This window comes from Paenibacillus ehimensis NBRC 15659, assembly GCF_004000785.1.
GTDB lineage: Bacteria > Bacillota > Bacilli > Paenibacillales > NBRC-103111 > Paenibacillus_G > Paenibacillus_G ehimensis.
Map to the genome: position 1 here is coordinate 61,102 of NZ_BILX01000023.1, position 23,578 is coordinate 84,679.

Sequence of the window (23,578 nt, forward strand, 5' to 3'; positions counted from 1 at the left end):
GAGGCAGCGGCTTTTGTTCATGTGCTTGTCTGAGATTACAGGACGCGGCGTGCCGTCTTATAATGCTTGTCCCACCAGCCGCTGTTCAGATTGGAGATGGTAACTCCCGGTTTGCCGTACGTATGCATAATTTTCCCGTTGCCTATATAAACCGCAACATGATGAATCGGGGAGTAGAAGAAGACCAGGTCTCCCGGCTTCAATTGGCTTCTGGACACATATTTGCCGACTTTGGCTTGCGCCGCTGACGTACGCGGCAGCTTTACGCCGTACTTGCCGTAGATCGTCGCTGTGAAAGAAGAGCAGTCGAATACTTTGGTCGTACCGATCGGCGCACCGAACTTGTAAGGGGTATGCAGGTAGCGTTTCCCTGTGGAAATAATGCTTTGCGCTTTGGATGCGGAATACGCATAAGCACTTTCGGCCGGAGCGGCGAGCGTGCTGCCGAACAGAAAAGCCGTGCACAGGCCGATCGACACCACCATGTTCCCCCAGCGTTTTCCAAACAGTTGTTTCATCTGTAACGTCCTCCTTGAAGTCAGGTTTGGCTGTTTTGCCTGTTCCCCACTATAGCACAGATGAAAACGCAGGCAATTCCGCCAAACTCCGCTAAAGGCCTGCCGCCCGGCGCTTTAGCGCCGATTATTAGAAATTCATGAGAAAATTCTCATATTGTTCTTATTGAAACGCTCTCAAGGATGATTTTGGAAGCTTCACCGTCGCCGTCGTCCCTTTCCCTTCCTCGCTGTCAAGGCGGATCAAGCCTTGATGCAGCTCGACAATTTGCTTCGCGATCGCAAGGCCCAGCCCCGATCCTCCGGTGCCCCGGCTTCTCGCTTTATCCACGCGATAGAACCGCTCGAACAGCAAAGGAAGCTCCCCGGACGGTATCCCCATTCCTCGATCGATCACTCGAATGACGACGCAGCGCTCCTCCTCCCCGCATTCGACGATAACGTCCTCTTGACTGTATTTGATCGCATTGTCGAGGAGGATGATCAGCAGCTGCTTCAGCCTTGCCTCATCGCCGCTGCATTCCGTCTCCTCCGCATCGATTCGGACGATAATATTTCTACCGAACGCCCGGCGCATTTGCTCGGCGGTCGAGCGGATCAGCTCCGCAATGCGGACGGGATGCAGCTCCGTTTCCGCATGACGCTCCACCTCAGCCAGCCGCAACAGAGCGTCGATGAGCCCTTTGAGGCGCACGGTTTCCGAATGAATCGCATTCAGCGCCTCCTGCCGGATCGCGGGATCCCGGCCTCCCCACCGGCGCAGCAGGGACGTATAGCTTTCGATGACGGTCAGCGGCGTTTTCAGCTCGTGCGAAGCGTCCGCGACAAAATGCTTCTGCCTCCGGTCGTTCTCCTGCAGGCGTACGATCATCTCGTTGAACGTTCGGCCGAGCTCGCCCAGCTCGTCCTTTTTTGCCGTGAACTGGGAGCTAAGCAGAATAAAATCGCCTTTGCTCCGGATCGTTCGCATCGTCTCCAGCAATTGACGAATCGGACGGATGAGCGCTTTCGTGTAAAAAAAACCGACGAGCGGCGAAAACAGCAGCACGCTGCCCGTCGTCATCGTCAGTCCCGCGACCAGAAGCTCCATAAAGGCGGCGACGACATTCAGCCCTTTTCCAAGCTCCAGCAGCCCGATCTGAACGTTGCTTTTACCGACGATCGGCACTTGAATGAACAAAATAAGCAGGCCCAGCTCGTTCCGCACGACCGTATGATACTGCGTCCGGTATATGGCCGGGTGGGCCGACAGCTCCTCGCTTGTCGACACTTGCGTGCGCACGGCGCCGTCCGGCGAAATAATTCGAATAAGCGAATCGGGCTCCAAATATTCTTGAAGCTGCCCCGGGTTCCAATTGGCCGGATGATAGATCTCCGTATCGCGCAGGATGATTTGCGCCTTGTTCCACAGCTGCCGCACTTCGTTATCCGTTGTCTTCTTCAAAATATAGTAATAGATGAACCAGTTGAAAAAGACGACGATTAACAAAATCCACAAGCCCGACAGCAGCATCAATCGCGTCCGCAGGCTCATGTCTCGGGATCCGTCAGCTCGTAGCCGACGCCTCGCGCGGTCTTGATCAGCTTAGGCTGATAGCCTTTGTCGATCTTCTGGCGCAAATAGCGGATATACACGTCTACAATATTGGTGTCGCCTACGAAATCGTAGCCCCACACGTCGGAAATAATTTGTTCCCTTGTCAGAACATGTCCTTTGTGCTGAATTAAATACTGCAGCAGATCGAACTCCTTCGGCGTCAGCTCGATCAAGTTGCCTCCGCGCGTCACTTTTCGCGCTTTGAGATCGACGGTCAAGTCCGAGGCGCTCAGCGTGTCGGTCTCCGGCTTATGCCGGCTTGTCAAACCGATCAGGTTGCGGACGCGCGCCAGCAGCTCCTCGATCACGAACGGCTTCGTAACGTAGTCGTTCGCGCCTTGATCGAACCCGCTGACAATATCGGGCGTCGCATCCCGGGCCGTCAGCAAAATGACAGGCACCTCCGCGTTAACTTGACGGATGCGCCGCAGCACTTCCAGTCCGTTCCATTCCGGAAGCATGACGTCGAGCAAAATAAGGCTCCAAGGCTTGGAAGTAGCCAGTCTGGCCCCTTCCCGGCCGTCATTCGCCGTCTCGACCTCGTAGCCCTCGTGCTCGAGTTCAAGCGTCAGCACCCGGGCGATATGTTCTTCATCTTCAATGACCAGAATAGATTGCGTCATACGTTCTCCTGCAGCCGTTTGTATACAGGGTAACCATTCCAGCGGGACCGTATTCCGTTTTCACAGATGCCCGCAGCGGCAGCTTGAAGCCGGCGGCAATAAGCATTAAATCATGATCCGGCGCCTTGACGTCTCATGGAAAATATGCTAATTTCAGCGGTATCTGCCGCCAAAAAGGAGTCGTCGATTATGTTTCATGCTTCTGCCTATACGGGAACGCGCGAGGAAAATTATACGCTGCTCATTTCCCAATTATCCGCACTTATTGAAGACGAGCCGAACCGGATCGCTAACCTGGCCAACGCCGCCGCGCTGCTGAACCAGTTTCTGGAGCGGATCAACTGGGTCGGGTTTTATTTATTCGAGGACGGAGAGCTGGTGCTCGGGCCCTTTCAAGGCTTGCCCGCCTGCGTGCGCATTCCGCTTGATAAAGGCGTCTGCGGGCGCGCAGCCAGCCTCCGGGAAACGGTGCGCGTCGCAGACGTCCATCAATTCCCCGGCCACATCGCCTGCGACGCCGCCTCGCAGTCGGAAATCGTCGTTCCGATTCTCCATGGCGAGCGCCTGATCGGCGTGCTGGACATCGACAGTCCGGAGAAAAATCGTTTCGACGAGACGGATCAGCATTATTTGGAGCTGTTCGCGTTAAAGCTCGCCGAGCGGATGTAACGGCGGGACGAAACGGATCAACGCGAAAAAACCGGGGTTTGAAGCGGCTTTCCGCTCGAATCCCGGTTTTTCCTTTAATTCGACATTTACACCAAAATTAACCTTCCGCTTTTTTGTTCGCGGCTTCCTGCCGTTCGCTGCCGAAGGCCATAACAAGATTTTGAATTTTTTGCAGCCGGATATATTCGTTCTGTTTCAGGTCGCTGCGGAAGTAGGCGTATAAGTAGGCCCCCTCCAAAAAGCTGAGTCCGGGATAGCACACGAGATCGGAGTTCGTATACGGGTTGTCGAGCAGCACCTGCCACTCCCCTTCGCGCTCCCCGGCCGGAATGGTCTCCAGCACCGTTTGCTTGTATGCGGCAATTCGCTCGAATTCGTCCCATATGTTGACCCAGGACGGGCTGAACGTCCCCGGCTCGGGAAACAACCGCCGGGCCCGCTCCAGCAATCCGTTCACGGAGGGGATATCGCCGTCCGAGAATTGCTTGAGACGATCCCGGAAGCCTTCGAGCAGCCGCCGGAAGGCGGTAAAGCCTTGGCTTTGAATCGATTCCCGAAGGGCGGCCAGCTCCTGCTCGGTACCCGCCGCTTCGAAATCGGCAAAAGGGTTTGTTTTCATCAAAACTACCATTCCCCGTTTTATAGTCGTTGGGAGGCGGAATGAACGGTGAGCTGGCCGTCCCCGCTCAGGCTCACCCGGCGGGACGGGTCGTTCTTCAGCCTCACGTTGCAGAGCTTGACACGCTCCTCTTTCATAAGAAGGGTATGCCAATTCTGGGGGTTATCATACCCAATGCTCTCCAGAAAAGCATGCTTATCCGCCTCGGCCTGCCCCTCGTCCTCCCACTGTTTGATGCCGAAATAATCGAAATCGTAAACGTTTTTTTGAATACATGCGGCGATTTCGCCGGAACCGGCATGTCTCAGTACATAAGGCATCGAAACTCCTCCGAATCTCTTCTGGAAATCAAAAGGCGCAAGCTCAAAGAACGAGTTTGCGCCTGAGGTTCGTGCCGGTCCTTACAAGTAAGGATTTTCGTGCTTCGCCTTGAGACGGCTCCAGCGGCGTTCGACTTCGTTCTCGAACGATTGCAGCGCCTCCGCGTATTCGGGCTTCGTCAGGTGCTTCGTCTTGCCCATATTTTTCAACCAATCGCCAACCGGTATCCGCTTGTTCTTCTCTTCCGGATTGTACGTGATCGTCGTTACGCCGTTCTCCACTTCGTACAGCGGGAAGAAGCAGGAATTGACGGCTTGGTCGATAAGCGATTGCCCGATTTGTTCCTCGGACAGCCAGTTGAGCGGACAGGTGATGAGAATTTTGCCGTAAACCAAGCCTTCGTTCTGCGCATAATACTGCGCCTTGGCGGCTTTTTTCAGCAAATCCTGCGGGTTCGCTTCGGAACCGGTGAACACATAAGGAATATTCGTGGCGGCCATAATCTGCGGCGTATCCTTATGATGGAACAGCTTGCCGCCCTGATGCTTCCCGACGTTGGACGTGGAGGTCCGGTGGCCGAGCGGCGTCGAATAGGACAACTGCGCGCCGGTATTCATGTAGCCTTCGTTATCGTATTCGAGAATGATCATTTTATGATTGCGCAGTGCGGCGCCGATGGCCGGGCCCATCCCGATGTCCATCCCGCCGTCGCCGGTAATCATGACGAACGTGAAGTCGTCCGGCAAGTTCAGATGCTCCAGCTCGCCGCGGCGTTTGCGCTCCCAGAACATTTCCACGACGCCGGAGAGCGTTGCCGCGCCGCTTTGGAACAAGTTGTGAATGTAGGTCGCTTTATGCGAAGAATACGGATACCCCGTCGTCACGACCATTGCGCAGCCGGTGTGGAACAGCGCCACGATATCTCCTTCGATCCCTTTGAAGAACAGCTCCAGACCGGAGAAAATACCGCAGCCCGGACAGGCACCGTGTCCCGGCGCAAGCCGCTTCGGCTTCTTGGTCAGCTGGCGGATCGGCGGAACCTTCACCTTCAATTGGCCCGTCGTCTCGTCTTTGTCGACCGTAATCAATCCGGTTTTCAAATCCTCGTATTTCATCGGCTCGATGACACGCTGCGGCTTCTTGTCGGGATCGCCCGGCGTATGTCCGTAATAATCGAACGGAACGTCGACCCGGCCTTTTTGGGCCGCTTCGATCGCCAATTCGAACAGGTGATGGCCGTCCTCGGCGTAGAAATCTTTGCCGCCCAGCCCGTAAATCCGGCTGATGACCATCGTATCGCGGTTGCCTTCCGTGAACAGCGCCGCTTTGATCTCCATCGTCATGTTTCCGCCGTACGCTCCGTACGAATCCGCGCGGTCGCCTACCGTGACGGCTTTGACGTTTTTAAGCGCTTCTGCGATTTGCTTCTGAGGGAACGGGCGAATCATATTCGGCGCGATCGATCCGGCTTTGATCCCTTTGGCCCGCAGTTGGTCGACGACATCCTTAATGATCTCGGACGCCGAATTCATCAGGAATACCGCCACTTCGGCGTCTTCCATCCGGTACAGGTCGAGAATCGGATAATCGCGGCCCGTCAGCACCCGGTATTCTTGCCGGATGCGGTCGAATACTTCCCCGGCATTGTACATCGCAACGGACTGCTGGTAGCAGTTATTGATGTAATCCGGCTCGTTCATGTAAGGTCCTACCGTAATCGGATTGTTCCGGTCAAGCACGTGCGGGAATTGCTTCGGCGGCTCGCCGATAAAGGCATGCACGTCCGATTTGTGGGCGAACGTTTGCACGCGGCGTTTTTGGTGGGAAGTGAAGTAACCGTCGGAAGCGACGATGACCGGCAGGCGGACCTCAGGGTCTTCGGCCAGCTTGATGGCCATAATGTTCATATCGTAGACGGCTTGCGGATCGCGGCACATCAGGATCGGCCAGCCCGTATTGAGCGCGTAGTACAGGTCCGAGTGGTCGCCGTGGATGTTCAAAGGTCCGGATACCGAACGGCAAACGAGGTTCAAAACCATCGGGAAACGGGTCCCGGATTGCACCGGCATCTGCTCCAGCATGTACAAGTAACCGTTCGCGCTGGTCGCGTTGAACACGCGTCCGCCTGCGGTGGAAGCGCCGTAGCATATCCCTGCCGAGCCGTGCTCGCCGTCCGCCGGAATGAGCTTGATGTCATGCTGGCCGTTCGCCTTCATCAGATCGAGGAACTGCGCGACCTCCGTCGATGGCGAAATCGGGAAATAACCCATAATATGGTAGTTAATCTGGTGAGCCGCATAAGCCGCCATCTCGTTGCCGGATTCGTAAACCATCCGCTGCTCGACCGTGCCTTGGCTGACCTCTTTGTTAATCTCAATAGCCATTAGTTTGGTTCACCTCTCCCTGCTAACAGTGATTTATTGCGCCAAGCTAAAACGATGCGGCACGCGATGCTCTTCCGCGTAGCCTTCCGTCTCGCGGTTCGAGGACAGCGCCTCGGTCGGACAGGCAACGACGCATTTCAGGCAGCCTTTGCAGTATTGATAGTCGATGCCTTGGAGGAACATTTGCGGACGTCCTTTCTTGTCCGGCTGTTCGTCCCACACGAAGCAAAAGTCGGGACAGGCGGTATCACAGGCCGCGCAGTGAATGCATTTCTCGTCGTCAAAATGCGGCATCATCCCGCTGCGCGATATGCTGAGGTCCTTCAGAATGCTGTTCCCCGGATTCGACACCATCCCGCCGATCGGCTGGGTTTCGTAGCCGTATACCGGAATATCCCACCGCTTCGGCAGCGGCATCTCGGTGCCCTCCGGCAGCGCGAACGTCTGGAACTGCACCTCGTCGTAGCCGCGCTGGAACGTGCGCAGGGCAGGCTCGACCGCGCCGGGGTATTTTTTCTCGAGCGACTTGCGGATAATGCCTTTCATGTGTTCGAAATCAAGGAAGTCGCACAGCCGGAACAGACTGCCAAGCATCGCCATGTTGACGCGGTTTTTCTCCTCCAGCGCGATGCCGGTTGCATCGACTACCGCAATGGTGCCGCCGATCAGCTTCATCTTCTCTTTGAGCGCTTCCGGGCTTTTTGCCGAATTGACCAAAACCAGGCTGTCCTCGTAAATGCCGCTGATCACGTTGACTGTTTTCGACAAATTTTCATGAAAAATGCCTACGACATGCGGACGTTCCACTGGAGTCGTATCGCGAATATTCGTATTTATGTCGCAAAATCGGATATGCGCTTTAACCGGCGAACCTTTTTTCTCCGAACCGTAAGAAGAAAAGCTCACGCCGTTGAACCCGCTTCCAACAACGCCAGCCTCCGCAAGCATTTTCCCCGCCAGATTGGCTCCAAGACCGCCGATGGATTCGAGCCGAATTTCAAAGAAGCCGAGGTCGTTCGTTTTCGGTAGAACTCTCATCTGTTCAACTCCCCTCATGTTTGAAAAGTTATACTATTTCCACAATTCAGTATACCAGTTTATACCTGGCTCGCATAGGGCTTTGGGCTTGAAAGTTTCGTGTCGCAAGCGCTTTCGTCAACTAATCTTCCATTGTTCGAGCACTTGACCTGACATGAAAATTGAAGTAGTATTTATTCATACTACTATTAAGAGGTGAAGCGGCATATGATCGAATTGCTTCGGCATATCGGATTATCCGAGCTGGAGGCCAAATGTTACTTGACGCTGCACGAGGAATCCGGCTTATCGGGCTACGAGGTGGCCAAGCGCGTCTCGGTTTCGCGGACGAACGTTTATGCGGCGCTGCGGTCTTTATCGGATAAGGGAGCCTGCCTGACCATCGAAGGCGATCCGGCCCGGTACGATGCCGTGCCGGTGGAACAGCTTCTGCGTCTGATGCGATCCGATTTCGAGAGGACGGCGGAGCGGCTTGTCCGCGAAATTCAGCCGCCGCCCCGTATCGTGCCGGCTTTCTACAACTGGCAGGGCAGCAAGCCGCTGGAGCAGGCGATCCGGAGGCTGACGGTCAACGCATCGAAAACCATTGTCGCCGACCTGTGGTCTGAGGATATCCGCTGGTTTGAGGAGCCTTTGCTGGAAGCGGAACGGCGAGGCGTCACCGTCATTCTGATCACGCTGGGCGAAGTGCGGACCGCGCTGAACAACGTGCGGGTGCATAAGCGCAGCGACGCTTGGCCCAACCAGACCGCGCGCAAGTTTTCGCTATTGTGCGATTCTGCGAACGCCCTGCTCGGAAGCTTCGGCGGCGAGGTGAAGCCATCGGCGGTGGAGACGGACCATCCGGCGGTCGTCGAAACGCTAAAAAACGCGTTTTACCACGACATGCTGATGACGCACATCGAAGCCGATTTCGGACGGGAGCTGGCCGCGAAATACGGCGAAAACTATGAAAAGCTCCTCGCCTATTATATGAAAGACAAAGGATGGGATATTTGATGGTCGGGATCGATATCGCTTTTTGCACAGGACTGCTGAAGGAGGTCGGAGACGACCTGTATGCGAAATTTACGGATATGCAGGGAACTCCGCCGCATGATTTCGAGGAGCTTGCACACCGGTTTCAGCAGCGTAACGGCCAAGCTGAGGAGGTGCTCCGCTCCGTGCTGCAAGCGAATTACCCGGACATCCGCTGGTCCGACGGCGAATTCGATCTGGAAGAACAACGGCAAGCCATTCGTTCGGGCGACTGCTGGATCTGCGATCCGCTGGATGGGGCGTTCCACTTCTTCCAAGGCTTCACGTTCTGGTCTACGGCGCTGTGCTTGACCCGGGACGGCGCTCCGGTCTTTTCCGCCGTATACGACCCGTGCCGCCGCGAGCTGTTTCATGCGGTGCAAGGCGAAGGCGCTTATTTAAACGGGACGCGGATTGGCGCGGGCCAGAAGCGGGAGCTGAAGCATGCCGTCGTCGCCACCTCCCACCCCACCCTGGTATCCAAGGACGGCAGGCTTGTGCAGACGGTTCAGGGGCTTTCCCGGGTCATGTCCCGTTCGATGATCACCCGGATGCTGGGCTCCGTATCGCTTCAGCTCGCTTATGTGGCCAACGGGAGGCTGGACGCCTACTGGGAGCACGGGAACGACACCTTCGATTGGCTGCCCGGCGCTTTGCTGGTGCAGGAAGCCGGAGGCACGGTCACGGATACGGAAGGCCGTCCGTTCGGTCAAGGTCCCGGCGGAATTGCTGCCGCCAGCCGTATGCTTCACCCGCAGTTGATCGCCGCATTGCAGGAAGAGGCCGTTTGACAGGGAAATCAAAAACCAAGCCTGGTTTCCACCGGGCTTGGTCAGCTTACCGGCAGCTATTGCCACTTGCCGCCTTCGACGATAATTTCGTTCGGATCTACGTCCGGACCGAGCTCCGCCCTTACGTATTTGTCGTAGAGCTGCAGCAAAAATTTTTCCTTCCCCAGCGCCTCCAACTCCTGATTGACCCATTCCCGCAGCTCGTTGTTTCCTTTTTTCACCGCCGGTGCGATCGGGGCTTCTTTCTCCAGCTTCTCGGGAAGCACGGTAAAGCCCGGATTTTTGCGCACCCAGCTTAACAAGATAAGACTGTCTTGGGCATACGCGGGACTCCGTCCATCCTTCAGCGCTTGGAGCGATTCGGTGTTTTTCTCAAATTTGATCAATTCGACGTCCGGCCGGTTTTTGGTCAGGAATAGATCGGCGGTCGTCCCTTTCGTGACGATCACTTTTTTTCCTTTCAAATCGGCCAGCGACTTGATGCCGCTATCGCCCCGGACGATGACCTGCGTCGCCGCCTTCAAATTCGGATTCGTGAAGTCGACCGCCTGCTTCCGCTCCTCGGTCACCGTCATGTTGGCAACGATAAGATCGACCTTGTCGCTTTGCAGAAAAGGGACGCGGCTCGCCGGCTCGACGATCACGAACTCGATCTTGTTTTCATCGCCGAGGAGATCTTTGGCGAACCGCCTTGCCAAGTCGTTGTCAAAGCCGACAAGCTTGCCCTTCTCGTCCGTAAAGCCGAACGGAGGCTTATCCGAAAACACGCCGACGATCAGCTTGCCGCGGTCTTTAATTTTCTGCAGCGCCCCCGCCTGCTTCGGCTCCGAAGCGGCTCCTGTCCCCGGGGCAGCCTGCGGCTTGCCTCCTCCTCCCGTACCGCAGGCGGCAAGCAACCCCACCAACAGGCTCAAAACCACTAAGGATCTTGTTCTCTTTTTTATCATCCGCTCTCTCTCCCTTTCCATGTCTCCACAAGCAAAAATTTGTCCAAAAAACGCCGGGCCCGCTCCGTTTTCGGTTTCGTAAAGAACGTGTCCGGCGAACCCGTCTCGCAGATTCTCCCTTCGTCCATGAAGACGATCCGGTCGGCTACCGCCCGGGCAAAGCCCATCTCATGGGTGACGATCACCATCGTCATGCCCTGCTCAGCCAGACCGAGCATGACCTCCAGCACCTCCTTGACCATCTCGGGGTCCAGCGCCGCGGTGACCTCGTCGAAGAGAATGACCTCCGGGTTCATGCACAGCGCCCGCACGATGGCGATCCGCTGCTGCTGACCGCCCGAAAGCTGCCTCGGATAGGCGTGCTTTTTATCCAGCAAGCCGACGCGCTCCAGCAGCTTCTCCGCCTGAGCCTCCGCTTCCCGCTTGGACCGGCGCTGGGCTTTGACCGGACCGAGCGTGATATTTTCAAGAACGGTCAAATGCGGGAACAGGTGGTAGCTTTGAAACACCATGCCGATCTGCTGTCTGACGTGCTGCCAGCGGACGTTCCCCGAGGTCAGCTCCTCCCCGCAAAACCGGATGCTGCCGGTTTGCGCCTGCTCCAGCCCGTTCAGGCACCGCAGCAAGGTGCTCTTGCCGCAGCCGCTCGGCCCAAGGATGACGACCACCTCGCCTTTGGCAATCTGAAGATCAATCTCGCGTAATACCCAATGCCGGTCGAACGATTTGCCTATCTTCGTCAGTTCAAGCAAAATGCCGGACACCCGTCTCTCCCCCTTTTCGCAATTTGTTTTCCAGTTTTCTGGATAAGACGGACAACGGATAGCACAGCGCAAAATAAAGCAGGAACAGCGTTCCGTAAATCAGCACGGATTCTCCCGTCCGCTCGATAATTTGCTGCCCCGACTTGATGATTTCCGTAACGCCGATCAGGACGGCGAGCGACGTTGTTTTGACGATGCGGGTATACACGTTGATGATGGGCGGAATCATGCGGCGCAGCGCCTGCGGAAGCAGGACGTAGACATAAAGCTGCACCGGGCTCAGGCCGATCGCTTGCCCCGCTTCCTTCTGCCCCTTGGGCAGCGAGATTAAGGCGCCGCGCACCACTTCGCCAACCTCCGTCATCCCCCACAGCGACAACGCCAGAACGGCGCAGGCGAAGCCGGGCAGATCGATGCCGAAGAAGATGGGCAGACCGAAGAAAAAGAAAAACAGCCAGACCAAAATCGGAATCGACCGGAACAGCTCCAAATACGTCCGGGTAAGCACGCTCAGCCAGCGGCTGCGGGAGGCTCGCAGCACTCCGAACACAAGGCCGCCCAACGTGCTGCACACGATGCAGTACAGCGCGAGGGTTAGCGTCTGAAGCAAGCCCTTCCCCAGCTGGGGAAGCGATACGATCAAGAGATCAAGACCCGAATTGGCCATGCCGGAACCTCCTTTCCACCCAAGAAAGCAAGAAAGATAGCGGCAGAAACAGCAGCAAATACAGGAAAGTCATCAACAGAAGCATTTCGTAGGTTTTGTAGTAGAGCGCGATGTAGTTCGTGGTGGTGTACAAAATTTCAGGAATGGCGACCGCGGAGACGACCGTCGTTTCTTTCAGCACAAAAATAAAATTTGCAAACAAGGACGGTGTCGCAATCCGCAGCGCTTGAGGCAGAACGACGATGCGAAACAGCTGCCAGCGGGACAAGCCGAGCGCCAGCCCCGATTCCTTCTGGCTCCCGGATACGGCCTCGATCCCTGCGCGGAATACCTCTGTGAAATACCCGCCGCCAAGAAACGTCAGCGCGAGTACCGCCGTCGCGTAATTGGACAGATGGATGCCCAGTGACGGCAGCGCAAAATAAACGAAAAACAGCTGAATGAGCAGCGGCGTATTCCGGGCAAGCTCGACGTAGGCGCGCACAACCCAGATTAGCCCGCGCACCCGGAAAAATATAACGGCCGAGTTCAGCGCAGCCACGAGCAGCGAAGCGACGATGGCGATTCCGGCGACGGCCAGCGTCACAAGTGCCGCATGGCCGAAGTCGGGCAGATGGTCGAGCATGAATGCCGTATCGAGTGTCATGTCAACGGGTTCCGCTCCTGTCCGCCCGCGTGGTCATCCGGCCGGGGCCAAGTCTCTCCCGGGCTGGGCAACCGTTCGCCCGGCTGCAGCACAGGCGGGGCCGCCTGAACCGTATTCGGGTATTTCACCCCGGAGCCGGTATTCAATACGACGACGGTTTCCTCCTCCCGAATCCATCCGCTCTGCCGCAGCAAACGGGCGGCGGCAAACGCCGCAGCGCCCTCCGGGCACACAAAGGCTCCCTCTTCCCCGGCAATCTGGAGCTGCTCGCGCAGCAGGGTCCGGTCATCGACTGCCACCGCGCAGCCGTCTGTCCGGTAGATCGCGTCGAGCACGAGAAAATCGCCGAGCGCTTTAGGGACGTTAATGCCGAAAGCAACCGTGGAAGAATCAGGCCAGAACGCCGATTCGGTCTTCTTCTCCTTCCACGCTCGAACAATCGGGGCGCAGCCCTCCGCTTGGACGGCGACGAGTCTCGGCAGCTTGCCTTGGACCCAGCCCAGCGCCTGAAGCTCCCGGAACGCTTTGAAGATGCCGATCAAGCCGACACCCCCTCCGGTCGGATACAGGATGACGTCGGGCAGCCGCCAGTTCAATTGCTCCGCGATTTCGAGGCCCATCGTTTTTTTGCCCTCGATCCGGTACGGCTCCTTCAACGTCGAGGCATCGTACAGGCCTTCTTCCGCGATCGTCCGGGCAACGATTTGGCCCGCGTCGCTAATCAAGCCGTCGACCAAGTAAAGACGGGCCCCGGCGGCGGCGCATTCTTTGCGTGTGATGTCCGGAGCGTCCGCGGGCATGACGACCGTTGCGCGGATGCCGGCTCTGGCCGCATACAGCGCCCAAGCCGCTCCGGCGTTGCCGTTCGTGGGCATCGCCAGTTCACGCACGCCAAGCTCCTTCGCTTTGGAGACGCCAACGGCGGCGCCCCGGGCCTTGAACGAGCCCGTCGGAGTAATCCCCTCGTCTTTCATCAGCAGCTGAGCGATGCCCATCCCGCTGCCGAGCTTCGGCATCCGCAAGAGCGGGGTAAGGCCCTCGCCGAGCGTCACGACGTTGTCTGCGCGTTCTACCGGGAGCAATTCGTGGTAACGCCAAAGACTCCGTTCTTTTCTTGCCGCAAGCTCGGATCGGTCAAGCGACGATTTCAATTCTTCCAGGCGGTAGCTGACGAGCAGCGGTGAACCGCAGGTGCATAGTTGTACCGCCGCTTGGGAGGAATAGTTCGCTTCGCATTTCGGACAATACAGATGCGAGACATAGCTGAAGGACACGTTTGATTCCTGCCTTTCTACGGGATGCCGCGCCCGGTTGCAACAAAGGAAAAGCCCTTGCTTCGTTCCGCTTGCGCAGAATGAAACAAGGGCTTCCGTCCGTACGGTCAGCAACCTGGCACGATTCGTTCATTTGATGTTTTTATACTATACAGAGTATTCCAATTTGTCAACTATGTTTTCGAACGCCCGATCAAACAAACCCGGCTCTAACCGGAAAGCCGCCGGGCCGGCTCTTATCCGAAAGCAGGGTCGGCAAGCGCGAACAACAGCTCGCGCCGGCCCGGCAAAGACGAAGCCCCGAGCAGCATTTGCGGCGAAACGGAAGTCTCCCGAAAATCGAGCCCGCGGAGCCGGTCTTGAAAAGTAGCTTGAGCGCCCGGAACATCAAGCTGAATCCGGCCCCGCCAGCCCGCCATAAGCACCTTCAGCAGCCGGACCGCCGCGTCCCCGTCCGCGGTAACGAGTGGACCCACGACCAAGATGTCATCCTTGGCCCGGGCGAAGCCATAGCCTTGGATCGCACCGGATGAATCGCGGACAGCCCATCCGCTCACTTTATGACGATCGACGGAATGAATCACGCGCTCGCGCCGGACCCCCGTCGCTGCCCGATCCAGCTCGATCGCTTCAAGCAGTCCGGCTTCGTTCAGCGGCACCAAATCTCCGTCACCGGGAGGCTGTTCCTGCTTCGGGTTTTCCGCAGGAACGACGTATTGAAACCTGTGGACGTACCCGACCGTTTGAAAGCCGAGCGAAGTATACAGCGGTAACCCGGGCTTTGTCGAAACGAGCGTAACCGCCGAGCCCGTCTTTTCCGCTTCCTCTAGCCAATGGAGCATCAGACGTTTGCCCAGCCCTTTGCCTTGATAGGCCGGATCAACGATAAGATGGCCGATGGAGGCCAGCTCTTGGCCGTACGCATAATAGCCAGCGCACGAAATCCATTTTCCCCCGTCCCGATGTCCAACTACCGGTCCCGTATGCAAATACAAATCGGGCTGCTTCGCAGAAAAGCTCCAACCGACACTTTGAGCCAAGGCGAGCAGATGCGCGCCGTCGCCGGCGTTCATCGATTCCAGAGCATAAGACTCGTTCATCTCTCCCAATTCGTCCCTTCCACGTGATACGTCGTGAAGCCTCCGTACTCGTCGATGACCAGACAATTCAGCTGCTGTCCGTAGACGCAGCCGCCGTCGATCCCGATTTTGTCGCCGCCGAACCATACGCCGGGGGAATCGTGCAGGCACGAGGTTCTCGTGTGCCCGAAAATGACGGTTTTCTCGACCACGGTCGGATGGCTGTAAAACGGCTCGCGGATCCAGATCATATCCCGTGCCGGCTGTTCCTTCCAGTTGGGATACGCCGGGTTCAAGCCCGCATGGACATAAATGAACCGCTCGTCCTCGTAAAACAATGGCAAGCTGCCTAAAAAAGCCAAATGATGGCCATACTCCGACCGGACCCATTCTTTGGCGCACTCGATACGCTCCCGGTCGGTCCCTTCGTTCGATTCAAAAGGGGCATAATAGCTCGCAAGCGTCTGCACGCCGCCGTATTTTAAAAACTTCACTTCTTCGGTCTCTTCGCACGGGCCCGTTACGACGTCGACAAAGCGTTGATCGTGATTGCCCCGCAGTGCGACGACCCCGTCCTCCCGAACCATGGTCATCACCCGTTCGACGACGTCCTTGCTTCTTGGCCCGCGATCTACGTAATCCCCAAGCAGAATGAGCCGATCCTGACGGGCGTTATACTCTACAGCGCGCAGCAGTGCGTCGAAGCTCTCGTAACTCCCGTGAATGTCGCTGATGACTAACGTTCTGTTCAATGCCAATCTGTCCTTCCGCTCTGGTATCCTGTTCCGTAGCCGTTCTGACAATAGGTAATTTTATCACAGCCATGTGGCGCTGGATAGTATTCCTTTGTCAGCCTGCGGAGCTCGCCGGATAGGAGTGAGGGAAAAAGTGCAGCAAATCATACCGTCGAATGCAGATTTCCGTCCAAGCGGATCTCGACAGCCGCTTCCTTTGCCAACCACTTGCGCATGTCGCTCAGCTCGAACAATTGCTCGATATGATATACGCCATGGGGGAACGTGATGCGGCAGAGCGCGTCGGCTACCGAGACGGCCACCTTCGCCGTCATCTCCGACTGATGTCTTCCTTGCAAGAAGCATTCAGCAAAGGCGTCTTTCTTCCCCTTGCTTCCCCGCGCGTCAACCTTGACGGCAAAGCGCTCTTCTCCAAAATGCAGCTTTCCGATGCCTGCGATCGCCGCTTGACGGACCCAATCGGCCTTCAAGAAGCCGGCTGCTCCCGACGCCCGCAACCCTGCCGCCAGCGCGGTCACCATAGCCGAGTCGAAGCAAAGGCGCGTGGAAACGGTCGGCACGCCAAGCGTGCGGGCAATCGTTTGTTGGTCGGAAAATGGAAAACGGTACGCTTTTTTGCGCCCAAAATCCGCTCCGAAATCCGCGACCCGCCCGTCCGTGAAGCTTTTCACTGTGACGCTGCGGTTGTTCCGGATCACTTCAAAGCTGGCATGCAGGTTATCGACCGTCCATGCGATCGCCGCTTCGCCGTGCTGGTCTCCCAATCCAAGCATGATCGTAATATCGATCTCGTGGACTTGCTCCAACAGCTTGCTTGCCTCGAGCGCAAGCAAATTCGTTAAGCCCGGGGCCAGGCCGATGCTCAGTACGGCCGTTGCTCCGTGCGCTTCGGCCTCCGGTCCGCACCGTTCCACTTGGGCTAAAAAAGCGCCGTTCGCGGACACATCGATATAATGCGTCCCGTTTCGGAAACAGGACCGGACGAAACCGGTATCCGTCTGATCCAAGCACATGATCACGAGCTTGGCGTCGTTCAGCGCGTCCGAAGCGGCTGGATTGCGGATATCCAGCGTCAGTGGCTTCACCTTCCCTCCGGTTTCCCGGCTGAGCCGTTCCGCGCGCTCCGCGCTTCTGCCCGCAGCATACACTTGGCCGGGGTATCGCTCGCCCAATTGCTTGCAAATGGTTGCTCCCACATGGCCGTATCCGCCTACCACCACGATCTTATTCTTCATGCGGTTCCCGCCCTCGTTTTATTTTTTGACTGCATACCAAGCTTCCACGAAATAAGAGCCAAAATAACGTATCGGCTGGATAAATCCCGCCTCGTCCAGAAGCTCAAGCACGCTCGAAGAAGCAACCGGGTCGGATTCCCGGCCGATGGAAGCGGCAAACCGTTCCCATTCCTGCGCGGAGATGCCGTTGTCGAGCATGTGGCTCCTCCAAGCCTGCATCTGCATGCCAAATGCGGCCGTACCGGGCTCCCCGTTGATCGAAGCGAGGCAAAAGGGCGCCCCGGGCTTGAGACGCCGGGCGATCTGGCAGAGCAGATCCTTTTTCTGCGATAGCCCGCGCACAAAATGCAGCACCAGCAAGCAGGTAGCGGCATCAAATTCATGCCCCCGGGGAAGCTGTCCGACCGTGCCGCTGACGAACGAGACCCGAGGCGAGAGCGCGGCCCGTTCTACCCTGGCCTTCGCGATTTCCAGCATGCGGGCGGAAGGATCGATCCCTGTAAGCGCCCAGTCCTGATGCCGGCTTCCTAACGTCACGAGCTCCTGACCGCCGCCTGCGCCGACAATGAGCAGCTCCGCAGCGCGGTCCGTTCCGTTCCATGGAGCTGTATTCAAATGTGCCGCGATCAGGCGGTCCGTCATCTCGTACAGATGAGCGTAACCCGGAATTTTCAAGGCAATGGTCTCTTCGTACCGGTACACCTCCGGGTGATCCCAGCTCATCGGGACATGCTTATCATTCATTCTCATCGCTCCTCCTCAGGGGGAATTATTAGGCGCCGGACATCTGTTCCAGCTTGAGTTTATCCGGCGGTGAAAACTGCGGTCCGCCGGCGCTGCCCGCTGCCTTGATATCTTCAACGATTTCGGCGGGCGAACCGCCCAGGACGACAATGCGGGAGCCGAGCGCCAGCGCTTCTTCGAGATCGTGCGTGACCAGCAGCACCATCGGCTTCTTCTTATGCCACAAGCGAAGCAGCAAAGTCTGCATATCCTTCTTTGCCGCGGCGTCCAAGCTCTGGAACGGTTCATCCATGATCAGCAGCGTCGGGTCGGAAACGAACGCGCGGACCAGTGAAACCCGCTGCTTCATTCCGCCGCTCAACTGATCCGGGTAATCGCTGACGGCATGGGCCAGCCCTGCTTCCTTCAGCAGGTCGAGCGCTTTCCCGTCCGTGCCTTTACCGGGTCGGTCCGACCGTTCAAGCACCCACCGCACGTTTTCGAGCACGGTTTTTCCGGGAAGCAGCCGCGGTTCCTGAAATACGCAGCCGATGCACGCGTCGGCTCTTAAGTGAACGGCCCCGTACGCCGGGCGCTCCAGACCCAAAGCAAGCCGCAGCAGCGTTGTTTTCCCGATGCCCGACGCTCCCATCACGCAGGTGATTTGTCCTTCGGTCAGCTCCAGCGAGAAATCGGCAAATATTGTCCGTCGCTTCCCATAGTTCATGGTGATTCTATCGAATCGCATGGATCGGACTCTCCTCTCTTCCTGTCGATGCGGCCGCGCATGCGAGTCATTTTCCAGATCGCTGACGCTTCTTCAGAACGATTCCGCCCGCTCCGTTCTTCTTTACCAAACGGCGGACCAGCGCTTCCAGACTTATTCCAAGCACCGCCACCAGCAGCGTCCAAGCCATGACTTCCTCCGTTTTCAGATAAATTCTTGCCGTGTTCATGGCTGCGCCTATGCCTGTCTGACCGCTGATCAATTCGGACATAATAATCGTCTTCCAGCCGGTGCCGATGTTCACGGTCAGCGCCGCCGACCAAAAGGGGGCAAGCGCTGGCATGACGATGTCCCGAATCCGTTTGGCGCGGCTGACTCGGAACACCGCGGCCATCTCCAGCAGGTCCTGCGGAACCTGGCGTATGCCCTGAAACGAGTTAAAGAAAAATACCGGAAAAAGCGCAATCGTTACGACCAAAATTTGCGCCCCTCCCTGTACGCCCAGCCACAAAATCGCGAGCAGCATCCAAGATACCGGCGGAACCGCTTGAAGCAAGGTGACGGCGGGGCTCACCAGTCGGAAGACCTTATCATGAACTCCGGCTGCCAACCCGAGACCAGCCCCGAGCAGGAAGGACAGGCCGAAGCCCGAAGCTAGCCGCTGGGAAGAAAGAATGAGCGGGGGCCACAAGGTTCCCTGGTGGGCAAGCACCGCCAGCGTCCGCACCGATTCAAGCGGTCCGGGAAGAATTACGGCAGGATACAATTGAGCCAGCCCTTCCCACAGCGCCAGCAAAAAAAGATACGTATAGCTTCCGGGCCAATTGTTATAAACCGTAGTAAAAACCCGCATCCGGCAAAGCTCCTCCGATAGAATCCGGAGCGTGCCGAAGCAGCAGGTTAAAGTACCGCTCCACTTCCGGTTTGGCTTCAGCGGCATCCTTGAAGGTTAGGCCGATGTGCGGCATCGCTTCCAGCAGCGCCGCCTCCGGCATACCGAACGCGCCTGCCGCCAGCTTCATCCCCTCTTCCGGCTGCTTGACCGTCTGCTGCAGCGCCTCCCGGTACGAGCTCTGAAAGCGGACGATTTCCTCCCGATGCGTCTTGGCCCAGCGGCTATGAACAAAAATCCCCGCTTGAGGCAAGTCTTCTCCGTACGTGTCCCGCCATGCTTTCCGATAATCGACGATGACGTTCAGCCGTCCCTCCAGCTTTGTCCGCAAGCCGCTAAGCAGGGGCTCAGGCAGGACGGCATGCTTGATCGTGCCGCCCGCCAATTGCTGCAGGATATCCGGCACCGTCCCGTAAGCAAGCTTGACCTTTCCCTCCAGTCCTTCCTTTTGCAGCAAAAAACGGGTTAAAATATCGGGAGGGCCGCTCTGGCCGGGAATATGGACCGTTTCCTTGTCCAGATTCGCCAAGGTACGCGCTCCGGGATCGAGAGACACCAAATACATCGAACCCCAGGTGTTGATATGAAGAAGCTGCAGCGGCAGCCCTTTGGCATACATGTTCGCTCCTACGTTAAGCGGCGCGGCCACAAGCGGCACATCGTTACTTTGAATGCGGGCAAGCAGCTGCTCGATCGTGTCCCACATCTCCACCTTAAGCTTCATCTCTGTAGTTTCTTGACGCTCGACCAGCAAAGCCGGGATCAGAGAAGGAGCTTTGGGAGATAACAGCGTGATTTGCACCGGGGCTTTGTCCGGTTCCTTGGAGGCAGTTTCGGCCTGCTGCCGGGAATTGCCCTGCGAGCAACCCGCCAAGGCGGCGAGAACGAGCAGTCCTGCCAGAATCGATTTCAGTGCGCGATGATGTAAAAAGCCCATTACGTTCTTTCCAACTCCTTCTGTGTCCTGTAAACTAAGAATAAGAATCATTCTCAATTATAAGGACACGGAGCGAAAGCACCATCCCACAAATATGGGATTGTTCGCTTGTTCATTCAAGACTACAATCGGGAGACGTTTATGAATACACGGCTGGAAGGCTTTAAGCAAATGATGACAAAACTCGGTCAGACCGCCTCATCGTCGCAAGAATACAGAACCGCATTGATTGAGCAATTGCGTGCAGTCGTGCCATTTGATGCCGCTTGCTGCACCGCTGTCGATCCGCAGACCCTGCTATCTACGGGAGCAATTACCGAGGAGGGCGTCGAGGCCATCCATCATAGACTGTTCGAATTTGAATATTCTCGCGGAGATGTTAACGCATACGACCGCTTGGTTCATGCGGCCGATCCCGTCGCTACCTTGAGCGGAGCGACGGAAGGTCAGATGGAGAGAAGCGCGCGCTACCGGGAAGTGCTGCTTCCCGCGGGATTCCATGACGAACTGCGTGCCGCGCTTGTCTACGAAGGAGCATGCTGGGGGTATTTGACGTTGTTCCGTCATGCGGACCGTCCGTTATTCCAAGAGGAGGAGCGCAGATTCATTTCTTCGCTTGTCCCCTCGATGGCCTCGCAATTGCGAAAAACAAGCCTTGCACCGCCCCCCGGGGAGCTCGCTTGGATGGAAGAAGGGCCGGGCATTTTAGTGCTATCCGACCGGTTCGCCGCGGTCTCCTCCAACACGGCTGCCGATCGCTGGCTGGCGCGGCTGCGGCAATGGGAACGCATCGACGACGGGACGCTCCCAAGACCGATCCGGGCCGTCTGCTCCCGCGCCCTATGGGAACCCGCCGCTGCCGGGGAAAGGACATCGCCGGCGAAGGTGTGCATCCGCCTGCCTCAAGGCCCCTATCTGACTATCCAGGCAAGCCGGTTAAGCGGTCCTTCCACTGCGGTGCAGCTCGCCGTCTGGTTCGAACCGGCCAAACCGTCCGACATGCTCCCTCTTATCGCGGAAGCGTACGGCTTGTCGGAACGCGAAAAGCAAATTCTCGAACGGATCGTCAGAGGCTTGTCTACCAAAGAGCTGGCCCGTGAGCTTCATATTTCTCCGTACACCGTTCAGGATCATCTCAAGTCGATTTTCGAGAAAACCGGCGTAAAAAGCCGCCGCGAGCTGATTTGGCAGCTGTTTTCCCGGTTCGGCGTGCATGAAACTTCTTAAAGGCAAAGAGCAGAACTTTGGAGCGGCGCTCCGCAATTCTGCTCTTCGCATTTTCGTATGGCTTGACCGGATTGCATAGGCTTCCAATCAATTATCCTCATGCGGTCACCCGTGCTGCGTACCATCTTTCATCCGGCAGCCCCGGGCCGGCCTCTCCCCTATGCCCGCAGCTCCAGCCGGTAGCCAAGCCCCCGGATCGTGCTGATCTTGAACGAATACCGGTCCTCGGGAAACCGTTCGCGAAGGCGGTTCACGTGGACGTCGACGGTCCGCTCGCCTCCGTCATAGTCGTAGCCCCAGATGTCTTCGATCAACTGATCGCGCGAGAACGTTTTGCCGGGATAGCTGGCCAGCTTGAACAGCAGCTCGAATTCCTTGAGCGGAAGCGTGATGTTCCCCTGCCCTACGGAAAGCTCGTATGTAAGACGGTTCATCGTCAGTTCGCCGACCTGCAGCGTCTGCGACGAAGCGATCCGGTACCGTTTCAGCAGCGCCTTTACGCGAACGATCAGCTCTGCCGGCTCGAACGGTTTCACGAGATAATCGTCTGTGCCCAGCTCGAAGCCCTTGACCTTCTGCTTCGTCTCGCCGATCGCCGTCAGCATAAGCAGCGGCAAATCATAAAGCAGCCGAAGCTGGCGGCACAGCTCCCAGCCGTCCATATGCGGCATCATAATATCCAGAATGACCAAATCCGCCTTGAACGATTCCAGCTTGTCGAGCGCCTCCTGCCCATGGGCGGCTTCATGCACCGTAAAGCCTTCCTGACGCAAACATACTTTGACCAGCTCGCGGATATGCGGATCGTCGTCGACCACCATGATTCTGCTCATCTGCTTCGTAACCGCCTTTCTGATGTCAACTTCCTTCAACTAGGACTAACGATACAATAGAAATATAAACTGGATATGAACGACAGCGGGCTTCCGCACGCAAGAAATCCCCGCCGGACGGACGGGGATGCGTCAACAATATTCAAATTCGGAGAAGCAGGCGGCTTGCCCGGCATAGCGGCCGTCCTCATCCGTTACATTCCAGACCGTGGCCTTCTTGATATAAAATCTTCGTCCGCTGCCGGAGATGCGGATTCCAGTGTAATCGTCGGCATATCCTTGCTCCTGCACCTTCTTCAATAATTGCTCGCGCTGCGCTCGCTCCATCGCTTCCGCCGTGTACCTCGACGGGGTACGGGTGAACGTATCCCAATCCATCTCCCACAAATACAGCGCCGCTTGGTTGCCGTAATTCAAGACCGGGTCGTCCTCGGTCCCATGGGACAGCACGACAATCGGAGAGAGGAACAAGCGCTCGACCAGGCTGCCGGAGCGATCCGATCCCGGTAGCAGCTCGCTTCCCGTCAACCGGCGGTAGCTGCGTACAAGCCGCTCCGCGTGGTCAGGGCCGGCTCCGATGCCTCCATTCGGCAGAATCATACTTGACGCTCCTTGTTTTCCAGCATATGGCTCATCATCTCGATCGCTTCCTCTTCGTCGGCGCCTTTCGTCTGGATCGTCAGTCTTGTCCCGCGCCGGATCGGAATGAGCATCATTCCGAGGATGCTCTTGGCATCAAGCTGCATACACTCCGCCTCGAAACGGATTTTGATATCAGAACGGTATTGGTTGGCATGCTGCACAATTTGCTGCAAATATTCGGGCCGCAGGTCATCGGAAATAACAATTTCGTGAACTCGCATGATACGCCTCCGGTACACATGTAATGGAAAGAGTATATAAGATTGACTGTATTATACTGCAATTCCAAGGAGGGGAAAACGTTTGCATGCCTATTTTTTCCTCAACCGGAAAAATACGCAGTTCTCGCGTCTGCTTTTGCGGTGCATGACAAATAGCCCCGCAATCTTAAACGGAACGGAGCGTACGTTTAAGCTGCATCCCTCTTTGGCGGCTCGGCCGTCATCGCATATGTTATGCCTTAGACCCGGAGCTTTGCGTCCCCGCTTTTCAACAGGTTTGCCTTTATCAGTAAAGATGTCTTCTGCGTCCTTGCCTGGCAAGCGGCGCTTGATAAAATTGTAAGCCTTCCCGCTAAATGATGTCAAGTAATTCCTTCACACCCTGCAGGCCAGTTCCTGCATAACACAACAGCCGCCCAGCCGGAATCAAATCCG

The 23,578-nt window shown here is 56.9% G+C and carries 26 protein-coding genes and 1 riboswitch; of the genes, 4 read left to right on the top strand and 22 right to left on the bottom strand.

Annotation, left to right across the window (positions count from 1 at the left end; genetic code table 11):
- Window positions 1-35: 35 nt before the first annotated feature.
- The 3 genes from PEH01S_RS15355 to PEH01S_RS15365 all read right to left on the bottom strand — a co-directional run bounded on the left by PEH01S_RS15355 (window position 36) and on the right by PEH01S_RS15365 (window position 2,735).
- The gene (locus tag PEH01S_RS15355) at window positions 36-518 is read right to left on the bottom strand and encodes a C40 family peptidase (RefSeq protein ID WP_025850624.1); all 483 of its coding nucleotides are present in this window, start codon (window positions 516-518) and stop codon (window positions 36-38) included.
- Between the two features lie 160 nt (window positions 519-678).
- Window positions 679-2,049, bottom strand: a complete 1,371-nt coding sequence (locus PEH01S_RS15360) for a sensor histidine kinase (RefSeq protein ID WP_025850625.1) — start codon at window positions 2,047-2,049, stop codon at window positions 679-681.
- Window positions 2,046-2,735 carry a response regulator transcription factor gene (locus PEH01S_RS15365; RefSeq protein WP_127486462.1) on the bottom strand — a complete coding sequence of 230 codons (690 nt, stop codon included), beginning with the start codon at window positions 2,733-2,735 and terminating at the stop codon, window positions 2,046-2,048. The genes PEH01S_RS15360 and PEH01S_RS15365 overlap by 4 nt, the downstream gene beginning before the upstream one ends.
- A gap of 189 nt (window positions 2,736-2,924) precedes the next feature.
- Here PEH01S_RS15365 and PEH01S_RS15370 point away from each other — a divergent pair, with 189 nt between their 5' ends.
- Window positions 2,925-3,404, top strand: coding sequence for a GAF domain-containing protein (locus tag PEH01S_RS15370; RefSeq protein WP_127486465.1), 480 nt, complete (start codon window positions 2,925-2,927; stop codon window positions 3,402-3,404).
- Window positions 3,405-3,501: 97 nt separating this feature from the next.
- Here the strand turns inward: PEH01S_RS15370 and PEH01S_RS15375 are convergent, their stop codons facing one another.
- The 4 genes from PEH01S_RS15375 to PEH01S_RS15390 all read right to left on the bottom strand — a co-directional run bounded on the left by PEH01S_RS15375 (window position 3,502) and on the right by PEH01S_RS15390 (window position 7,766).
- Complete coding sequence (locus tag PEH01S_RS15375; RefSeq protein WP_127486467.1) at window positions 3,502-4,023, bottom strand: hypothetical protein; 522 nt, start codon at window positions 4,021-4,023, stop codon at window positions 3,502-3,504.
- A gap of 20 nt (window positions 4,024-4,043) precedes the next feature.
- Entirely contained in the window at window positions 4,044-4,343 is a 300-nt protein-coding gene (locus tag PEH01S_RS15380) for a hypothetical protein (RefSeq protein ID WP_127486469.1), read from the bottom strand.
- A gap of 81 nt (window positions 4,344-4,424) precedes the next feature.
- Window positions 4,425-6,728, bottom strand: coding sequence for a thiamine pyrophosphate-dependent enzyme (locus PEH01S_RS15385; RefSeq protein WP_025850630.1), 2,304 nt, complete (start codon window positions 6,726-6,728; stop codon window positions 4,425-4,427).
- Between the two features lie 33 nt (window positions 6,729-6,761).
- Window positions 6,762-7,766: a 2-oxoacid:acceptor oxidoreductase family protein gene (locus tag PEH01S_RS15390; RefSeq protein ID WP_025850631.1), complete on the bottom strand. Its 1,005-nt coding sequence runs from the start codon at window positions 7,764-7,766 to the stop codon at window positions 6,762-6,764.
- A 207-nt stretch (window positions 7,767-7,973) separates the two neighbouring features.
- On the opposite strand from PEH01S_RS15390, the gene PEH01S_RS15395 reads away from it, so the two are divergent.
- On the top strand, window positions 7,974-8,765 hold the full coding sequence (locus PEH01S_RS15395; protein ID WP_127486471.1) for a TrmB family transcriptional regulator: 792 nt from the start codon (window positions 7,974-7,976) through the stop codon (window positions 8,763-8,765).
- Entirely contained in the window at window positions 8,765-9,574 is an 810-nt protein-coding gene (locus PEH01S_RS15400) for an inositol monophosphatase family protein (protein WP_164827860.1), read from the top strand. Before PEH01S_RS15395 ends, PEH01S_RS15400 begins: the two co-directional genes overlap by 1 nt.
- Window positions 9,575-9,630: 56 nt before the next feature.
- On the opposite strand, the gene PEH01S_RS15405 is transcribed toward PEH01S_RS15400, so the two are convergent.
- The 12 genes from PEH01S_RS15405 to PEH01S_RS15460 form a co-directional block, all read right to left on the bottom strand.
- The gene (locus PEH01S_RS15405; protein WP_036714413.1) at window positions 9,631-10,521 is read right to left on the bottom strand and encodes a transporter substrate-binding domain-containing protein; all 891 of its coding nucleotides are present in this window, start codon (window positions 10,519-10,521) and stop codon (window positions 9,631-9,633) included.
- Window positions 10,518-11,285 carry an amino acid ABC transporter ATP-binding protein gene (locus PEH01S_RS15410; RefSeq protein ID WP_025850635.1) on the bottom strand — a complete coding sequence of 256 codons (768 nt, stop codon included), beginning with the start codon at window positions 11,283-11,285 and terminating at the stop codon, window positions 10,518-10,520. Before PEH01S_RS15410 ends, PEH01S_RS15405 begins: the two co-directional genes overlap by 4 nt.
- Window positions 11,266-11,952 carry an amino acid ABC transporter permease gene (locus PEH01S_RS15415; protein ID WP_127486475.1) on the bottom strand — a complete coding sequence of 229 codons (687 nt, stop codon included), beginning with the start codon at window positions 11,950-11,952 and terminating at the stop codon, window positions 11,266-11,268. The genes PEH01S_RS15410 and PEH01S_RS15415 overlap by 20 nt, the downstream gene beginning before the upstream one ends.
- Window positions 11,933-12,598: an amino acid ABC transporter permease gene (locus tag PEH01S_RS15420; RefSeq protein ID WP_127486477.1), complete on the bottom strand. Its 666-nt coding sequence runs from the start codon at window positions 12,596-12,598 to the stop codon at window positions 11,933-11,935. The genes PEH01S_RS15415 and PEH01S_RS15420 overlap by 20 nt, the downstream gene beginning before the upstream one ends.
- Window positions 12,595-13,872 carry a threonine synthase gene (locus PEH01S_RS15425; RefSeq protein WP_127486479.1) on the bottom strand — a complete coding sequence of 426 codons (1,278 nt, stop codon included), beginning with the start codon at window positions 13,870-13,872 and terminating at the stop codon, window positions 12,595-12,597. Before PEH01S_RS15425 ends, PEH01S_RS15420 begins: the two co-directional genes overlap by 4 nt.
- A 236-nt stretch (window positions 13,873-14,108) precedes the next feature.
- On the bottom strand, window positions 14,109-14,972 hold the full coding sequence (locus PEH01S_RS15430) for a GNAT family N-acetyltransferase (protein WP_127486482.1): 864 nt from the start codon (window positions 14,970-14,972) through the stop codon (window positions 14,109-14,111).
- Window positions 14,969-15,703, bottom strand: a complete 735-nt coding sequence (locus PEH01S_RS15435) for a metallophosphoesterase (protein ID WP_127486484.1) — start codon at window positions 15,701-15,703, stop codon at window positions 14,969-14,971. Before PEH01S_RS15435 ends, PEH01S_RS15430 begins: the two co-directional genes overlap by 4 nt.
- A 146-nt stretch (window positions 15,704-15,849) precedes the next feature.
- Window positions 15,850-16,941, bottom strand: a complete 1,092-nt coding sequence (locus PEH01S_RS15440; RefSeq protein ID WP_127486486.1) for a saccharopine dehydrogenase family protein — start codon at window positions 16,939-16,941, stop codon at window positions 15,850-15,852.
- A gap of 18 nt (window positions 16,942-16,959) precedes the next feature.
- Window positions 16,960-17,685: a class I SAM-dependent methyltransferase gene (locus tag PEH01S_RS15445; RefSeq protein ID WP_127486488.1), complete on the bottom strand. Its 726-nt coding sequence runs from the start codon at window positions 17,683-17,685 to the stop codon at window positions 16,960-16,962.
- Between the two features lie 28 nt (window positions 17,686-17,713).
- A complete protein-coding gene (locus PEH01S_RS15450; protein ID WP_025850643.1) occupies window positions 17,714-18,412 on the bottom strand; it encodes an ABC transporter ATP-binding protein in 699 nt (232 codons plus the stop codon).
- A gap of 46 nt (window positions 18,413-18,458) precedes the next feature.
- A complete protein-coding gene (locus tag PEH01S_RS15455) occupies window positions 18,459-19,244 on the bottom strand; it encodes an ABC transporter permease (protein WP_025850644.1) in 786 nt (261 codons plus the stop codon).
- Window positions 19,219-20,220, bottom strand: coding sequence for an ABC transporter substrate-binding protein (locus tag PEH01S_RS15460; protein ID WP_164827861.1), 1,002 nt, complete (start codon window positions 20,218-20,220; stop codon window positions 19,219-19,221). The genes PEH01S_RS15455 and PEH01S_RS15460 overlap by 26 nt, the downstream gene beginning before the upstream one ends.
- A 141-nt stretch (window positions 20,221-20,361) precedes the next feature.
- Between PEH01S_RS15460 and PEH01S_RS15465 the strand changes: the two genes are divergently transcribed.
- Entirely contained in the window at window positions 20,362-21,447 is a 1,086-nt protein-coding gene (locus PEH01S_RS15465; RefSeq protein WP_127486492.1) for a helix-turn-helix transcriptional regulator, read from the top strand.
- 158 nt (window positions 21,448-21,605) lie between these two features.
- Here PEH01S_RS15465 and PEH01S_RS15470 read toward each other — a convergent pair whose 3' ends face one another.
- From PEH01S_RS15470 to PEH01S_RS15480, 3 genes are all read right to left on the bottom strand, one after another.
- On the bottom strand, window positions 21,606-22,280 hold the full coding sequence (locus tag PEH01S_RS15470; protein WP_127486495.1) for a response regulator transcription factor: 675 nt from the start codon (window positions 22,278-22,280) through the stop codon (window positions 21,606-21,608).
- Window positions 22,281-22,412: 132 nt separating this feature from the next.
- Window positions 22,413-22,880, bottom strand: a complete 468-nt coding sequence (locus PEH01S_RS15475; RefSeq protein ID WP_127486497.1) for an MEKHLA domain-containing protein — start codon at window positions 22,878-22,880, stop codon at window positions 22,413-22,415.
- Entirely contained in the window at window positions 22,877-23,143 is a 267-nt protein-coding gene (locus PEH01S_RS15480) for an HPr family phosphocarrier protein (RefSeq protein ID WP_025850649.1), read from the bottom strand. Before PEH01S_RS15480 ends, PEH01S_RS15475 begins: the two co-directional genes overlap by 4 nt.
- Window positions 23,144-23,347: 204 nt before the next feature.
- Window positions 23,348-23,435, bottom strand: a riboswitch (cyclic di-GMP riboswitch).
- Between the last annotated feature and the right edge of the window lie 143 nt (window positions 23,436-23,578).

Coding starts and splice junctions, on each gene's coding strand:
- PEH01S_RS15355 (WP_025850624.1), bottom strand. CDS start 518: ATGAAACAACTGTTTGGAAAACGCTGGGGGAACATGGTGGTGTCGATC.
- PEH01S_RS15360 (WP_025850625.1), bottom strand. CDS start 2,049: ATGAGCCTGCGGACGCGATTGATGCTGCTGTCGGGCTTGTGGATTTTG.
- PEH01S_RS15365 (WP_127486462.1), bottom strand. CDS start 2,735: ATGACGCAATCTATTCTGGTCATTGAAGATGAAGAACATATCGCCCGG.
- PEH01S_RS15370 (WP_127486465.1), top strand. CDS start 2,925: ATGTTTCATGCTTCTGCCTATACGGGAACGCGCGAGGAAAATTATACG.
- PEH01S_RS15375 (WP_127486467.1), bottom strand. CDS start 4,023: ATGAAAACAAACCCTTTTGCCGATTTCGAAGCGGCGGGTACCGAGCAG.
- PEH01S_RS15380 (WP_127486469.1), bottom strand. CDS start 4,343: ATGCCTTATGTACTGAGACATGCCGGTTCCGGCGAAATCGCCGCATGT.
- PEH01S_RS15385 (WP_025850630.1), bottom strand. CDS start 6,728: ATGGCTATTGAGATTAACAAAGAGGTCAGCCAAGGCACGGTCGAGCAG.
- PEH01S_RS15390 (WP_025850631.1), bottom strand. CDS start 7,766: ATGAGAGTTCTACCGAAAACGAACGACCTCGGCTTCTTTGAAATTCGG.
- PEH01S_RS15395 (WP_127486471.1), top strand. CDS start 7,974: ATGATCGAATTGCTTCGGCATATCGGATTATCCGAGCTGGAGGCCAAA.
- PEH01S_RS15400 (WP_164827860.1), top strand. CDS start 8,765: ATGGTCGGGATCGATATCGCTTTTTGCACAGGACTGCTGAAGGAGGTC.
- PEH01S_RS15405 (WP_036714413.1), bottom strand. CDS start 10,521: ATGATAAAAAAGAGAACAAGATCCTTAGTGGTTTTGAGCCTGTTGGTG.
- PEH01S_RS15415 (WP_127486475.1), bottom strand. CDS start 11,952: ATGGCCAATTCGGGTCTTGATCTCTTGATCGTATCGCTTCCCCAGCTG.
- PEH01S_RS15420 (WP_127486477.1), bottom strand. CDS start 12,598: ATGACACTCGATACGGCATTCATGCTCGACCATCTGCCCGACTTCGGC.
- PEH01S_RS15430 (WP_127486482.1), bottom strand. CDS start 14,972: ATGAACGAGTCTTATGCTCTGGAATCGATGAACGCCGGCGACGGCGCG.
- PEH01S_RS15440 (WP_127486486.1), bottom strand. CDS start 16,941: ATGAAGAATAAGATCGTGGTGGTAGGCGGATACGGCCATGTGGGAGCA.
- PEH01S_RS15445 (WP_127486488.1), bottom strand. CDS start 17,685: ATGAATGATAAGCATGTCCCGATGAGCTGGGATCACCCGGAGGTGTAC.
- PEH01S_RS15450 (WP_025850643.1), bottom strand. CDS start 18,412: ATGCGATTCGATAGAATCACCATGAACTATGGGAAGCGACGGACAATA.
- PEH01S_RS15455 (WP_025850644.1), bottom strand. CDS start 19,244: ATGCGGGTTTTTACTACGGTTTATAACAATTGGCCCGGAAGCTATACG.
- PEH01S_RS15460 (WP_164827861.1), bottom strand. CDS start 20,220: ATGGGCTTTTTACATCATCGCGCACTGAAATCGATTCTGGCAGGACTG.
- PEH01S_RS15465 (WP_127486492.1), top strand. CDS start 20,362: ATGAATACACGGCTGGAAGGCTTTAAGCAAATGATGACAAAACTCGGT.
- PEH01S_RS15470 (WP_127486495.1), bottom strand. CDS start 22,280: ATGAGCAGAATCATGGTGGTCGACGACGATCCGCATATCCGCGAGCTG.
- PEH01S_RS15475 (WP_127486497.1), bottom strand. CDS start 22,880: ATGATTCTGCCGAATGGAGGCATCGGAGCCGGCCCTGACCACGCGGAG.
- PEH01S_RS15480 (WP_025850649.1), bottom strand. CDS start 23,143: ATGCGAGTTCACGAAATTGTTATTTCCGATGACCTGCGGCCCGAATAT.